Raw genomic sequence first — 14153 nt, forward strand, 5'->3', positions numbered from 1 at the left:
TCTGTAAAACGTCATAATGAATTTCATTATGTGTTCACTCGTGAGACTTGATATTTTTTACGTCCGGAGACGCTGATATCAATCCTGCGAGTGCCCACACAGATTGTCTGATAAATTGTTAAAGAGCAGTGCCGCGACTTCTCAAGCGGCGCGGGATGCGTATATTACGCTTTCCGCATTCTCAGTCAAGCATTTATTTTTGCTTTTCTGAAGGTTGCCTTGAAGACCACCTCCTGAACACTTCGCTTCGTAAGCCGTTGTTCCGTGTCAGTGGAGGCGCAGTATAGGGATTTCTTTTTGGCTGACAAGCGCTAAATGCAAATTAAATTCTGAGTGCTGTTTTTTTCGTCGAAACCCCACTAAATCGCCAGTTTTTCCAGCAATGGAAAGCCATAACGCCGTAAAACCGGTGATAATTGCACCGCCTCCTCATCCATGAGCGTGCAGAACGCCATATTTTGACCAGAAGAAACGGCGTGCGGCGCTTCATGTTCTAATAACCATACTGTGCGGCGTGCAATGGCTGCACCGGAATCCACTAACCGCGTGCCTTCAGGCAGTACCATTTGCAGCTCGTCACGCAATAGAGGAAAGTGCGTACATCCCAGGACGACAGTGTCAGGTGGCTCTTTCATGCGAAGCCAGGGTTGCACAGCATGGCGCACATCAGAGAGTTCCACCCCTTCACCATGCAGTTTCGCTTCCGCCAGCTCTACCAGTTCAGCAGAACCCAACATTTCGATTTTGCACTCGCGCGCAAACTGCGCCACCAGCTCATGAGTATAAGGACGTTTTACCGTGCCGCGCGTTGCCAGTAATCCCACGACACCATTACGCGTGAGACGCGCAGCAGGTTTAATCGCCGGCACAACACCGACAACAGGAAACTCGAATCGCTCACGCAGTGCAGGTAAAGAAACGGTGCTAGCCGAGTTACAGGCAATGATGACTAATGCCAGCGGGAAGCGTTTTGTAATCGCCTCAACCACAGCAACCACACGCTCGACAATAAAGTCTTCGGTTTTTTCACCGTAAGGGAAACCTTCATTATCGAAGGCATATAAATAGTGAAGATCCGGCAATAACTGCCGGACCTCATCATAGACGGAGAGCCCACCGACGCCGGAGTCAAACACCAGCACGGTGGGACGCAGATCAGAAGCTGTAGCTGGCGCTGAGGTAATACTCCGTTCCTGGAGTTGGATAGCCATACACTGTCTCGTAGTCTTTATCGAACAGGTTGGCAATTCTACCACGAACGGTGAGTTGTGATGTGACCGGATACGAGACTGCGAGATCCCACAAGCTCACACCGCCCAATTTCACGCGCTGCGGCGTGTAAGAGTGGTTGTAATCGTTATCGTAACGATCGCCAAGATAGTGATAGGTCACAGACCAGTCAAAATCGTAGATTGTCCAGTCGAGTTGGTATTTCACCTGCTGCTTAGCACGGCGTACTAGCTGCTGATTAGTTTCTGCATCACGCGCATCAACATAATCGTATGAGATTCGATGGCTGAGCGGGCCAGTATCGAAGGATGCTGTTGCTTCCACCCCTTTGATGCGTGCTTTATCGATGTTGTAATAAACATACGTGCTTGGGTCGCTATCAATCAGATTGTCGATATCATTGCGGTAGCCGGATACACGCCAGTTTACCGGGCCCGTCAGCCCCTCAAAGCCCCCTTCCCACTGCTTGCTCTTTTCAGGCTTCAGATCCGGGTTACCATACGTCTGGCTGTAAAGCTGTCCTAAATTCGGCGATTTGAATGCCGTACCGTAAGAAGCGAAAACACGGTAGCCGTCAACAAACTCCCACGCGGCACTGCTCTGCCAGGTGTTATGCCAGCCAAACGCATCATTGTCGTCGCCACGTACTGCCCCTTCCAGCGTTACGCTACCGAATTGCTGCTGCGCAGTGGCATAAATACCGGTATTACGCTGCTCCTGTCCTTCAATGGTGGAGTTAGTACCCGGTTCCGAGGTCTGTTTCTGCCAGTCCACGCCACCACTAATGGCACCGTGCCCGACCTGAACAGTATTGCCCCACTGCAGGTTGTACTGCTGCACATCATTTAATGAGGCAGTCGCATCATACCTACCGAGTTGCGGGCTGTAGTTGTAATCTTTGGTGTGGCTGTAGCTGGCGATTAACTGGGATGAGTAGATACCCTGATTGAAGCGCAGACCGGTATCCCAGGTTTGGCTGTAAAGCTGGCGAGTATCGACAAAGGTGTTCGGCTCTACATAAGTAGGGTAACCATCGTAAGCCGTTCGGTTGTCGAAACCATAGCCACGCACGAAGCCGCTGAATTCATCGTTAAATTGATGCTCCAACGATCCATACAAGGTTTTGCTCATAAAGCCGTCACGGTCTTTCTGCGCGGGATCGCCGTAAACGTCAGGCAAGTTGGCCACCACGTCGTAACCCTTGGTGTAGGTATAATTACCCGCCATGGTGAGTTTGGTGGCATCGCCCAGCATTTGCTGCGTGGAACCATCATAACTTTGGTAGCCATTGGAACCGACACCCGCCGTCAACGTGGTACCTGCTTTATCGCGGCCGGTAATAATGTTCACCACCCCACCAATCGCATCCGAACCATAAACCGCTGAACGCGCGCCACGGATATATTCGATGCGCTGCACCAGTGACAACGGAATCTGGCTTAAATCAGACGAACCAGAAATACCCGCCTGATTGAGGCGAACGCCGTCAATTAATATCAGCACATGGCTGGAGTTAGTACCACGGATAAACATCGAGCTGGATTGACCAAGGCCACCATTCTGCGCGATATCCACGCCCGGTAAACGGCGCATCACATCCGTCAGGCTTTTCGCCTGCCAGCGATCGATCTCTTCACGGGTGACTACCGTTGTCGGTGCCAGCACCGATGAAACCGGTTGAGCGAAGCGGTTGGCGGTAACGATTTGGGTATCATCATCCTGAGCGTAGCCATATGCAGCCCAGAGTGAAAGCGCCGTTGCACTGAAGGCACACAGCGTAGTGTTGCTTTTATTCATTGTTGTAAGCATCCAAAAGACGAAGCAGGATGCCGCAGGCCTGCAACCGATAGCACGCGATGGTTGCAGTGATTGCGACGACACACCGGCAGGTCTTCGGGCTGAGAATCATAAATGGTGAAAAACTTCCCATCCCACAGGACAGTGTTTATCGATCGATCACCATGACATTCTTTTACCGCTGCGCGTCAGCTCCAGATTCACACTGGATTCCCTTTTAACTCAAGGAGGCCGGCAGTCGCAGTCTACGGTTAAGAAGGTCGGGAATCCAGACTGCCAGCCATCATCTTCTCACAGAACTGGACATCAGCAGGTGAATGCCTACAATCGCCCGGCAAGCTAGCTTATTACCAGGATTAAAGATGACACCCGAACAGCTCCCGATTGAACAATACGACGCGCAACTGGCGGAAAAAGTCAGCCGTTTACAGGCGATGATGGTGCCCTTTGCCGCGCCTGACGTGGAGGTGTTCCGCTCACCGGTCAGCCACTATCGTATGCGCGCCGAATTCCGCATCTGGCATGATGGCGACGATCTGTACCACATCATCTTTGATCAAGAGACCAAGCAGCGCATCCGTGTGGATCAATTCCCTGCTGCCAGCACGTTGATCAACCAGTTGATGCCAAAATTGATCGATGCGATCCGTGATAACAAAGCGCTGCGTTTCAAGCTGTTCCAAATCGATTACCTGTCGACGATGAGCAATCAGATTGTGATTTCGCTGTTGTATCACCGCAAGCTGGAAGCGGACTGGACGGAAGCCGCCACCGCGCTGCGCGACGCACTGCGTGCTGAAGGCATTGATGTACAGCTGATTGGTCGCGCGACCAAAACCAAAATCTGCCTTGATCGCGATTACGTCGATGAATGCCTGCCCGTAGCGGGCAAAGAGATGATTTATCGTCAGGTGGAGAACAGCTTCACCCAGCCTAATGCGGCGATGAATATTCAGATGCTGGAATGGGCGCTGGATGTCACTCAGGGCTCACGTGGTGATTTGCTGGAGCTGTACTGCGGCAACGGCAACTTCTCATTGGCGCTGGCGCGAAACTTCCATCGCGTACTGGCAACCGAGATCGCGAAACCTTCGGTGGCGTCGGCGCAGTACAATATTGCCGCCAACCATATCGATAACGTGCAGATTATCCGCATGGCGGCGGAAGAGTTTACCCAGGCGATGAATGGCGTGCGCAGCTTTAATCGTTTGGAAGACATCGACCTGAAGAGCTATCAGTGCGAGACCATCTTTGTCGATCCGCCACGTAGTGGATTAGATGAGGAAACGGTGAAGATGGTGCAGGCGTATCCGCGCATCCTGTATATCTCCTGCAACCCGCAAACCCTGTGCGACAATCTTGCCACGCTGAGTGAAACGCATGACGTGTCGCGGCTGGCGCTGTTCGACCAGTTCCCGTACACCCATCATATGGAATGCGGTGTCTGGCTCACGCGTAAAGCCTAAAACAAAACGGGAACCCTGCGGTTCCCGTTGTTGTATTTAGCTTTTGTTCCTGGCGCGGCGGAAGCGCGTGGCAATCCAGAACACCAGCGCCACCATCAAAATGGTCGGGATGAAGTTGGAACCGATATCCGGATATTCAGCACGCACCAGCGCGCTATAAACCAGAATACCCAACAGGAAAAACGCCGCGGCCAGTGAAGGCATGCCATCGGGCATATTGCGGTTAAGATAACGCTGATGCAGACACCAGGCTGCGAGGCCAAGGGCGATCAGCGGGAATATCGAAAAAGGCACAAACGTACTGAACAGCACCGAAAAGGAGCCGTTGATCGCTAAACCGGTGATAAAAGCCAGTAACAGGGTTCCTTTATCGCGTGGGTTTTGCTCAATCATTTCATTATCCTTATCACATTACTCTTCGGGTTTTTCCAGGGTCACCGCCAGACGTTCCTGCTCCCGGCGATACCAGTAATAAGCGCCTTTGGCGATCATGCGCAATTGCAGCACCAGGCGATCTTCCAGCTTGCGACGCTGTTCGATATCCACATCCAGCGCTTCCGCACCGGCACTGAACACGATGGTCACCATGGCTTCGGCTTGCGCTTCGGTAAAGCTGCGCGGCATCCGATTTTCCAGCTCAAGGTAATCCGCGAGCTCAGCAATAAAGTGCTGAATTTCTCGCGCAACTGCGGCACGGAACGCGGCCGATGTTCCGGAGCGCTCGCGTAGTAAGAGACGAAAAGCGTTGGGATTGTTCCCGATAAATTCCATAAATGTGGAAACGGAGGTCTTAATGATGCTGCCGCCCTTGGCAATGCGCTGACGTGCCTGGCGCATCAACTGGCGTAACATCAGGCCACTTTCGTCGACCATGGTCAAACCCAGTTCATCCACATCTTTAAAGTGACGATAAAACGAGGTAGGTGCAATCCCGGCTTCACGCGCAACTTCACGCAAACTCAGGCTGGCAAAACTCCTTTCTGCACTTAACTGACTGAAGGCTGCTTCAATCAGCGTACGTCTTGTACGTTCTTTCTGTTGCGCCCTGACGCCCATTTTCCCGGCCTTTTAAGTGATCTGGAAGGCACTATAACAAACTTTTCAGCGTACAGTGGCGCAAAGTTTGTGACCGCCTGTGTACCTCACGCTTTGTCAAAACTGGGGATTTTTCGCTGTTAGAATTCAGAAGTGCGCGGTGAGATGTTAGAATCTCGTTGTAAAAATGTGATAGAAAAATAGGACGTACTGGTATGCAAAAGTCTTACGATTACGATGCCATTGTGATTGGCTCAGGTCCAGGCGGCGAAGGTGCGGCAATGGGCCTGGTGAAGCAGGGAGCGCGCATTGCAGTGATCGAACGCTACCATAATATCGGCGGCGGTTGTACTCACTGGGGGACCATCCCCTCCAAAGCTTTACGTCACGCTGTCAGCCGTATTATCGAGTTCAATCAAAACCCTCTTTATAGCGATCACACCCGACTCCTGCGCTCCTCATTTGCTGACATTCTGAATCACACCGAAAACGTTATCAGTCAGCAAACGGCAATGCGTCAGGGATTTTATGAGCGCAACCGTTGTGAGCTTTATCAGGGCGATGCCCATTTTGTTGATGCCAACACCATCGAAGTTGAACAGCCCGATGGCACCCGCGAACGCTTAACCGCAGAAAAATTCGTGATTGCGTGCGGTTCACGTCCTTACCATCCTGCAGACGTCGACTTTACGCACCCACGCATTTACGACTCCGACTCCATCCTCAATCTGCATCATGAACCTGGCCATGTGATCATCTACGGTGCCGGTGTGATTGGTTGCGAATACGCATCTATTTTCCGTGGCCTGAACGTCAAGGTGGATTTGATTAACACCCGTGATCGTTTGCTGGCATTCCTCGATCAGGAAATGTCAGATTCGCTCTCCTATCACTTCTGGAACAGCGGCGTGGTGATTCGTCACAACGAAGAGTTCGAGAAGATTGAAGGTGTGAGTGATGGCGTGATCATGCACCTGAAGTCGGGCAAGAAAGTGAAAGCGGATTGCCTGCTGTATGCCAACGGCCGTACCGGTAACACCGATTCACTGGCGCTGGAAAATGTCGGGCTGGAAGCCGATGGTCGTGGCCTGTTGAAAGTGAACAGCATGTATCAGACTGCGCAGCCGCACATCTATGCAGTGGGCGACGTGATTGGTTATCCGAGTCTGGCTTCAGCCGCCTACGATCAGGGCCGTATTGCGGCACAGGCGATCATTAAAGGTGAAGCCACAGCTCATTTGATCGAAGATATTCCCACCGGGATTTATACCATTCCGGAGATCAGCTCAGTGGGTAAAACCGAACAGCAGCTGACTGCGATGAAAGTGCCTTACGAAGTGGGTCGTGCGCAGTTCAAACATCTGGCGCGTGCGCAGATTGTGGGGATGCACGTGGGTAGCCTGAAGATTCTGTTCCATCGTGAAACCAAAGAGATTTTAGGTATTCACTGCTTTGGCGAACGTGCGGCAGAAATTATTCACATCGGGCAAGCCATTATGGAGCAGAAGAACGGCGGCAACACGATCGAGTACTTCGTGAATACCACCTTCAACTATCCGACCATGGCCGAGGCCTATCGTGTCGCGGCGCTAAACGGCTTAAACCGCCTGTTTTAACGACGTGTCCAGATAACCCTGCATGTGGGTTTTGATTGCTTCTGCCAGCTGCTCATAGCGGCTGCGCAGAGGTGATCCTGGGCGATAAACCAAAGCAATCGTGCGCTGCGGAACCGGCTTATAGCAAGGCAGATAGCACACGCCATCACGCACTCGCTCATTCGGCACCGCCAGCGAAGGCAGCAAAGTAATGCCGCTTCCTGCCGCGACCATGTTGCGTAGCGTTTCCAGGCTGGTTGCGCGGAAATGGGTATCTTCATCCGCACCGGCTTCAAAGCAGAAGCCCATGGCTTGATCGCGCAAGCAGTGGCCATCTTCCAGCATCAGCAGCTTTTCACCCGCCAGATCAGACATCGGCACACGATCGCGATCGTGCCACGGATGATCCTTGTAGATCGCCAGCTTCATCGGCTCATCAAACAGCGGCACCTCAATAAAGGCTTCGCTCTCTTTCACCAGCGCCAGAATCGCGCAATCCAGTTTGCCACTGTCGAGTTGTGCCAGCAGTTGCTGCGTTTGCGCTTCGTGCAGGTACATTTCGAGTTTAGGGAAGGTTTGATGCAGCATGGGAATGATCTGCGGCAGCAAATACGGGCCAGTGGTTGGAATCAGACCAATATGCAGCGGTCCGGACATCGCTTCACCCTGTTGGCTCGCCATCTCCTTCAGCACTTTGACTTCGCGCAGCACAGTTCGCGCCTGATCCACCAGCAACAGTCCAGCCTGGGTAAATAACACCTTACGGCTGGTACGCTCCAGCAGCATCACACCGAGCTCATCTTCCAGCTTACGAATCTGACCGCTCAAGGTAGGTTGGCTGACATGACACGCATCAGCTGCACGCCGGAAATGGCGATGCTCCGCAAGCGAAACCAGATACTCCAGATCACGAATGTTCATTGATTTCCTCCAAACCACGATAGCCCGTGGCGATAGATAGAATAGCAATGAACGATTAGCCCTATCAAGCGATGAACAGGAATAATACCGGCCATAGCAAGCAATGTTGAAAAAGACGCTGAGATGACGTCGAGCATCACCTGCAATCAGCGGTAAAAATCAAAGTGTTGGCCGGGAGTGCCAGCCCTTGATGATGTGCCTATAACAATATGTATTTCTGAAGCTAGAGGTTGGCGGGCTACCGAAAAGGAGCCCGCTCTTTTTTTAGCCTAAACGCTTTTTCGCTTCAGCGATGGCAAATGCGACTTGCTGAGGCGACACCCCGCCCTGTGCATTACGCTTGTCGAGGCAGGATTGCAGCGACAGGATCGGATAAACGTCATCCTCAATCACCGCACTGAACTGCTTCAATTGCGCCAGGCTTAATGCTTCCAGCGCCACGCCCTGCTTGATCGCTTCAACCACGGTTTCACCAACAATGTGGTGCGCTTCACGGAACGGTACACCTTTGGCCACCAGATAATCCGCCAGTTCGGTGGAGTTGGCGTAACCCTGCTCGGCCGCTTCCTGACAACGTGGACGTTTCACCTGAATGCCATCCAGCACCAGTACCGACATATGCAGACAATCAACCCAGGTATCGAGCGCATCGAACAGGCCTTCTTTGTCTTCCTGCATGTCTTTGTTGTACGCCAGCGGCAAGCCTTTCAGCGTCATCATCATGCCGGTCAGTGCGCCCTGAACACGGCCACATTTGCCGCGAATCAGTTCTAATGCATCCGGGTTTTTCTTCTGTGGCATCAATGAAGAACCTGATGTCACTTTGTCAGACAGCTCAAGGAAGCCCGCTTCGCCAGTGTTGAAGAAAATCAGGTCCTCTGCGAAACGTGAAAGGTGAATCATGCCGATTGAGGCATCCGACAGCAGCTCCAGCACGTGGTCACGATCAGACACGGTATCAAGGCTGTTACGGGTAGCAGAGGCAAAGCCTAACCAGCCCGCCAGCTGCTGGCGATCGATTTCATATGCGGTGCCGGCCAGTGCGCCACAGCCCAGCGGGCTCACGTCTAGGCGCTTCAGCGTATCCTGCAGACGGCTTTCATCACGCGCCAGCATTTCTACATAGGCAAGGCACCAGTGCGCAAAGGTCACCGGCTGCGCACGCTGCAGGTGCGTATAGCCTGGCATCACCGCGTCCTGATTAGCTTCAGCGGTGGCAACGAGGGCTGATTGCAGTTCACGCGTGGCGTCCAGCAGCACTGCGACCTGCTCTTTGCACCACAGTTTCAGATCGGTGGCCACCTGGTCGTTACGGCTACGGCCAGTGTGCAGTTTTTTGCCCAGTGCGCCGACTTTGTCGATCAGCTTGCCTTCTACCCAGCTATGGATATCTTCGGCATCGCTTTGCAGAATCTGCTCTGGATTGGCGCGTACTTCTGCCAGCAGTTCATTCAGTGCGCCTTCCAGCTGCTGCTGCTCATCGCTGCTCAGCACATTCACGGTAACCAGCGCTTTAGACCACGCTACCGAACCGGTGATGTCCTGCTCCGCCAGACGATAGTCAAAACGCAGTGAATCGTTGAACTGTTTAAACCGTTGGTCTGCTGCCTGCGAAAAACGTCCGCCCCAAAGTGCCATCTGCTTTACTCCTGAATGCTGTTATAGAAAGGGCGGCCCGAAGCCGCCCTTGCAAAATGTGTTATCTGCCGCGGTATTACTTCTTCTGCTCGTTCAGTGCACGAATGCGTGAAGAGAGAGAGAACAGACGGATGAAGCCGCCCGCGTGGCTGTGGTCGTAAACTTCGTCTTCGCCGAAGGTCGCGAACTCTTCCGAGTACAGGCTGTTCGCCGAGGTTTTCTGAATCGCAGTAGCGTGACCTTTGTACAGCTGCAGTACCACTTCGCCGTTCACTTCTTCTGCCAGTGATTCGGCAGCGGCCTGGATGGATTTACGCAGCGGCGCAAACCAGCGACCGTCGTAAACCACGTAAGACATTTCATGGCCCAGCTGCTCACGCCATTTGAAGCTATCACGATCCAGTACCAGCTGCTCAACCGCACGCAGCGCGTTGACCATGATGGTGCCGCCAGGCGTTTCGTAGCAGCCACGAGATTTGATGCCGACCAGGCGGTTTTCCACGATGTCGATACGACCCACACCGTGTTTCGCGCCCAGCACGTTCAGTTTTTCCAGACACTGGAACGGGCTCAGCTTCTCGCCGTTTACCGCCACCACACGACCTTTCTCAACGGTCACGGTGACGTTCTCTGGCTGATCTGGCGCTTCCAGTGGATCAACGGTCCACACCCAGCAATCTTTGTTCGGTGCGTTGGCTGGGCTTTCCAGCACGCCGCCTTCGGTAGAGATGTGCCATGCGTTCTCATCACGGCTGTAGATTTTTTCCAGCGACGCGGTAGTCGGGATGTTGCGCTCTTTCAGGTAATCCAACAGTGCTTCACGTGAACGCAGATCCCACTCACGCCATGGCGCAACCACTTTCAGCTGTGGAGCCAGTGCGGTGTAGGTGGTTTCAAAACGCACCTGATCGTTGCCTTTACCGGTCGCACCGTGGCACAGCGCGTCTGCACCGACTTTCAGCGCCAGCTCAACCTGCGCTTTGGCGATGATTGGACGTGCCATTGAGGTGCCCAGCAGGTAAGTGCCTTCGTACAAAGCACCGGTTTGCAGCACGGGATACACGTATTCGCTGATGAATTCTTCACGCAGGTCAGCAACGTGGCACTCAGAAGCACCAGACTGCAGCGCCTTCTTCTCTACGCCTTCCAAATCGGCTGGGTCCTGACCAATGTTGGCCACGAATGCCACCACTTCACAGTCACCGTAGTTCTCTTTCAACCATGGAATGATGGCTGAAGTATCAAGACCGCCGGAGTAGGCCAGAACGATTTTTTTGATGTTTTGCGAGCTCATATCTTAAATCCTTGATTATGCGAGAATCCGGGTGCCAATCGACACGCCGTTGAAAAGGGTTGGCAACTGTTCAGCATGGCGCCAGCTGGCGATATCAACCGGACGACCTAGAGTACGTGCGGCATCGAGTGCCGCGTTCACTTTAACGATCATGCCATCAGTAATAATGCCCTGATCGATCAGCTGCTGTGCTTTATCGGCCGTCATCTCTTCGATACGTTGACCTTTGCCATCGAGAATACCGCTGACATCTGAAAGCAGGACTAAATCAGCACCAATGGTCGCTGCCAGCGCGGTCGCTGCCTGGTCAGCGTTGACGTTCATCAGATCGCCGCCGTCAGTAATACCGATGGAGCTGATCACCGGCATATAGCCCGCGCTCAGTAAGGTATTCACCAGCGCTGGATTACCTGGCGTCGCGTTGCCCACATGGCCAAGTTCCTCGTCGAACTGCGCCACGTTTACCAGGCCCGCATCACCGAGGCATAAGCCAACGGCACCAATGCCATATTTCTTCGCCCAGGCCAGCAAGGTCTTGTTCGCTGTACCCGCCAGGGCACCAGTAATAATGTCAATCTGATCGGCTGGCGTCACGCGCAAACCGTTCTTCTTTTTCACTGGCAGAGCGAGCTTCTTCATCAGCTCGTCAACCAGGCAGCCGCCGCCGTGCACAATGATCAGCGGACGCTGATGTTCATTGCGGTAGGCCAGCAGCGCATCAAACAAGCGGGCCAGCGCTTCTTCGCTATCCAGCAGTACGCCACCCAGCTTAATAATCAATGGATTCATTGCAGTTTCCGTCCGTTAAATCAGAGACAATGTTTCAGGGTAGCCGAAACGAATGTTTAAGCATTGAACCGCCTGCGAAGAGGCACCTTTCAGCAGGTTATCTTCGGCCGCCACCACAATCAGGTGCTCGCCCTGCATGGCAAAGCCAATATCGCAGAACGGCAAGCCGACCACGGCTTTCAGTGCCGGGACACCTTTGTCATACACACGCACCAGCGGTTTGTCGTGGTAAGCCTTGTGGAAGGCATCCGCCACGTCTTGCTGCGTCACGCCCGCTTTCAGGCGACAGGTGGTGGTCGAAAGAATACCGCGCGGGAAGCTACCCAGATGCGGGGTGAAAATCACAGGCGTACCGAGATGCGCCACGATTTCAGGATGATGACGATGATTGAACAAGCCATACGGCTGCAGGCTCACTTCACAGAAGCTGGTGCCGACGTTGGCTTTACGCCCTGCGCCGCTCACACCACTGGTGGCATTGATCACCGGCCATTGTGCATCGTTAAGCAAACCGGCTTCGACCAGCGGCTTCAATGACAATTGTGCAGCCGTTGGGTAGCAACCCGGCACAGCAACCAACTGTGCATCTTTGATTTTGTCATGCTGCCATTCGGCCAGGCCGTAAACGGCTTTATCCAGCCAATCCTGATGTTGATGGCTGAAACCATAATATTGAGTATAGAAAGCATCGTCGTTGACACGGAACGCACCGGAAAGGTCAAACACCACACAGCCTGCTTTGAGGAATTCGGGTGCCAGATCGTGGCTGACTTCATGCGCGGTCGCGAGGAACACCACATCGACTTTGTCTGCCCACTCGGAAGCCTCACTCAGCGGCTGCAGCGGCAAATCGACAATGCCTTTCAGCTGCGGATGCAGATCGGAGAGTAATTTTCCGGCGTCCGGGCTTTGCGCTGAAACCGCCAAAGCGGTTATGTTCATATGCGGATGGCGATTCAGGTAAGTGGCAAGCTCTACGCCAGCATAACCACTGGCACCAACGATCAGCGTATTCAACATCAGGCTGTAACCCTTTTTACAGTCACTCATTCCGGGTCGCGGCTTTGCCCCGTTGCCCACGATGCCGTTTGCAGATGATTTTACGCTTCACTTGCAAACGACGTTATTGTATTTTTATTCACTATTAATGCATGAATATTGATACATCCTAACCCAAGGACCGTCAACAGTGAAGACAAAATTACCACCTTTTATCGAACTCTACCGCCAGCTGATTGCCACACCATCGATCAGCGCCACTGACAGCGCGCTGGATCAGAGCAATGAAACTTTAATCAATTTGCTGGCGGGCTGGTTCCGCGATTTAGGCTTCAGTGTTGAAGTCCAGCCAGTCCCGGGTACGCGTCATAAATTCAATATGCTGGCACGCAGCGGTTTGGGTGCTGGCGGCCTGCTGCTGGCAGGCCATACCGATACCGTTCCGTATGATGATGGCCGCTGGACGCGCGATCCTTTCACCCTGACCGAGCACGACAACAAGCTATACGGTTTAGGTACGGCGGATATGAAAGGCTTCTTTGCTTTTATTCTGGATGCGCTGCGTGACGTTGACGTGACCAAACTGAGCAAGCCACTGTACATCCTCGCCACCGCCGATGAAGAGACCACCATGGCCGGTGCGAAGTACTTTTCCGAATCCACCCAGTTGCGTCCGGATTGCGCCATCATTGGTGAGCCGACCTCACTAAAGCCAGTGCGCGCGCACAAAGGTCATCTGTCGAACGTGATTCGTATTCAGGGTCAGTCAGGCCACTCCAGCGATCCTTCACGCGGTGTGAACGCCATTGAGCTGATGCATGAATCCATTACCCAGCTGATGCAACTGCGCAATACCCTGAAAAATCGCTATAACCACGATGGATTTGCGATTCCTTACCCGACCATGAACTTTGGTCACATTCACGGTGGCGATGCCGCGAACCGTATCTGCGCCTGCTGCGAATTGCACATGGATATTCGTCCGCTGCCGGGCTTAACTCTGAGCGATTTGGATGGCTTGCTGAATGAAGCATTGGCGCCAGTGAGCGAACGCTGGCCGGGGCGCTTAACGGTAGGTGAACTGCACCCGCCGATTCCTGGCTACGAATGTCCGGCCGATCATGAGCTGGTGAAAGTGGTAGAGAAACTGCTGGGTGTGCCGACTGAAGTGGTGAACTATTGCACCGAAGCGCCTTTTATCCAGCAATTGTGTCCAACGCTGGTTTTAGGTCCAGGATCGATCAATCAGGCGCACCAGCCAGATGAATTTATCGATACCGCATTTATTAAGCCAACTCATGCGCTTATCACGCAGGTTGTTCAGCATTTTTGTCACTGATTAACAATAGATGGGGCAATTCACTGTTAAAACAGTAAATTGCCCGGTCA

12 protein-coding genes and 1 riboswitch are annotated in these 14153 nt (G+C 53.1%); of the genes, 3 read left to right on the forward strand and 9 right to left on the reverse strand.

The features are described 5' to 3' along the window. Positions 1-359 precede the first annotated feature (359 nt). Entirely contained in the window at positions 360-1211 is an 852-nt protein-coding gene (murI, locus tag F3J37_RS20485; RefSeq protein WP_058960101.1) for a glutamate racemase, read from the reverse strand. Next, the gene (btuB, locus tag F3J37_RS20490) at positions 1156-3027 is read right to left on the reverse strand and encodes a TonB-dependent vitamin B12 receptor BtuB (protein ID WP_166935406.1); all 1872 of its coding nucleotides are present in this window, start codon (positions 3025-3027) and stop codon (positions 1156-1158) included. Before btuB ends, murI begins: the two co-directional genes overlap by 56 nt. 70 nt (positions 3028-3097) lie before the next feature. Next, a riboswitch (cobalamin riboswitch) is annotated at positions 3098-3277 on the reverse strand. A 112-nt stretch (positions 3278-3389) separates the two neighbouring features. Between btuB and trmA the strand changes: the two genes are divergently transcribed. After that, a complete protein-coding gene (trmA, locus tag F3J37_RS20495; protein ID WP_166935408.1) occupies positions 3390-4493 on the forward strand; it encodes a tRNA (uridine(54)-C5)-methyltransferase TrmA in 1104 nt (367 codons plus the stop codon). Positions 4494-4529: 36 nt separating this feature from the next. Here trmA and F3J37_RS20500 read toward each other — a convergent pair whose 3' ends face one another. After that, positions 4530-4886 (reverse strand): YijD family membrane protein, encoded by a 357-nt coding sequence (locus F3J37_RS20500; protein ID WP_034823705.1) that lies wholly within the window; start codon positions 4884-4886, stop codon positions 4530-4532. Between the two features lie 18 nt (positions 4887-4904). Further along, complete coding sequence (fabR, locus tag F3J37_RS20505; RefSeq protein WP_034823706.1) at positions 4905-5549, reverse strand: HTH-type transcriptional repressor FabR; 645 nt, start codon at positions 5547-5549, stop codon at positions 4905-4907. Between the two features lie 194 nt (positions 5550-5743). On the opposite strand from fabR, the gene sthA reads away from it, so the two are divergent. Next, positions 5744-7144, forward strand: coding sequence for a Si-specific NAD(P)(+) transhydrogenase (sthA, locus tag F3J37_RS20510; RefSeq protein ID WP_021506825.1), 1401 nt, complete (start codon positions 5744-5746; stop codon positions 7142-7144). Here sthA and oxyR read toward each other — a convergent pair. From oxyR to argC, 5 genes are all read right to left on the reverse strand, one after another. Beyond that, on the reverse strand, positions 7127-8044 hold the full coding sequence (gene oxyR, locus F3J37_RS20515) for a DNA-binding transcriptional regulator OxyR (RefSeq protein WP_034823715.1): 918 nt from the start codon (positions 8042-8044) through the stop codon (positions 7127-7129). The two genes, sthA and oxyR, sit on opposite strands and share 18 nt — an antisense overlap. Positions 8045-8308: 264 nt before the next feature. After that, positions 8309-9682, reverse strand: coding sequence for an argininosuccinate lyase (gene argH, locus F3J37_RS20520; RefSeq protein ID WP_058960104.1), 1374 nt, complete (start codon positions 9680-9682; stop codon positions 8309-8311). Positions 9683-9758: 76 nt separating this feature from the next. Then, entirely contained in the window at positions 9759-10976 is a 1218-nt protein-coding gene (locus F3J37_RS20525; RefSeq protein ID WP_166935410.1) for an argininosuccinate synthase, read from the reverse strand. Between the two features lie 15 nt (positions 10977-10991). Further along, a complete protein-coding gene (gene argB, locus F3J37_RS20530) occupies positions 10992-11765 on the reverse strand; it encodes an acetylglutamate kinase (RefSeq protein WP_058960105.1) in 774 nt (257 codons plus the stop codon). Positions 11766-11780: 15 nt separating this feature from the next. Then, entirely contained in the window at positions 11781-12785 is a 1005-nt protein-coding gene (gene argC / locus F3J37_RS20535; protein ID WP_034823925.1) for an N-acetyl-gamma-glutamyl-phosphate reductase, read from the reverse strand. Between the two features lie 169 nt (positions 12786-12954). Here argC and argE point away from each other — a divergent pair, with 169 nt between their 5' ends. Next, positions 12955-14103: an acetylornithine deacetylase gene (gene argE, locus F3J37_RS20540; protein ID WP_045815696.1), complete on the forward strand. Its 1149-nt coding sequence runs from the start codon at positions 12955-12957 to the stop codon at positions 14101-14103. Positions 14104-14153: the final 50 nt, after the last annotated feature.

The organism is Candidatus Pantoea communis, from assembly GCF_011752685.1.
Taxonomy (GTDB): Bacteria; Pseudomonadota; Gammaproteobacteria; order Enterobacterales; family Enterobacteriaceae; genus Pantoea; species Pantoea communis.

What these genes read in the sequence shown, in the direction of transcription:
- murI (WP_058960101.1), bottom strand. Translation starts at nt 1,211, where the DNA reads ATGGCTATCCAACTCCAGGAACGGAGTATTACCTCAGCGCCAGCTACA.
- btuB (WP_166935406.1), bottom strand. Translation starts at nt 3,027, where the DNA reads ATGAATAAAAGCAACACTACGCTGTGTGCCTTCAGTGCAACGGCGCTT.
- trmA (WP_166935408.1), top strand. Translation starts at nt 3,390, where the DNA reads ATGACACCCGAACAGCTCCCGATTGAACAATACGACGCGCAACTGGCG.
- F3J37_RS20500 (WP_034823705.1), bottom strand. Translation starts at nt 4,886, where the DNA reads ATGATTGAGCAAAACCCACGCGATAAAGGAACCCTGTTACTGGCTTTT.
- fabR (WP_034823706.1), bottom strand. Translation starts at nt 5,549, where the DNA reads ATGGGCGTCAGGGCGCAACAGAAAGAACGTACAAGACGTACGCTGATT.
- sthA (WP_021506825.1), top strand. Translation starts at nt 5,744, where the DNA reads ATGCAAAAGTCTTACGATTACGATGCCATTGTGATTGGCTCAGGTCCA.
- oxyR (WP_034823715.1), bottom strand. Translation starts at nt 8,044, where the DNA reads ATGAACATTCGTGATCTGGAGTATCTGGTTTCGCTTGCGGAGCATCGC.
- argH (WP_058960104.1), bottom strand. Translation starts at nt 9,682, where the DNA reads ATGGCACTTTGGGGCGGACGTTTTTCGCAGGCAGCAGACCAACGGTTT.
- F3J37_RS20525 (WP_166935410.1), bottom strand. Translation starts at nt 10,976, where the DNA reads ATGAGCTCGCAAAACATCAAAAAAATCGTTCTGGCCTACTCCGGCGGT.
- argB (WP_058960105.1), bottom strand. Translation starts at nt 11,765, where the DNA reads ATGAATCCATTGATTATTAAGCTGGGTGGCGTACTGCTGGATAGCGAA.
- argC (WP_034823925.1), bottom strand. Translation starts at nt 12,785, where the DNA reads ATGTTGAATACGCTGATCGTTGGTGCCAGTGGTTATGCTGGCGTAGAG.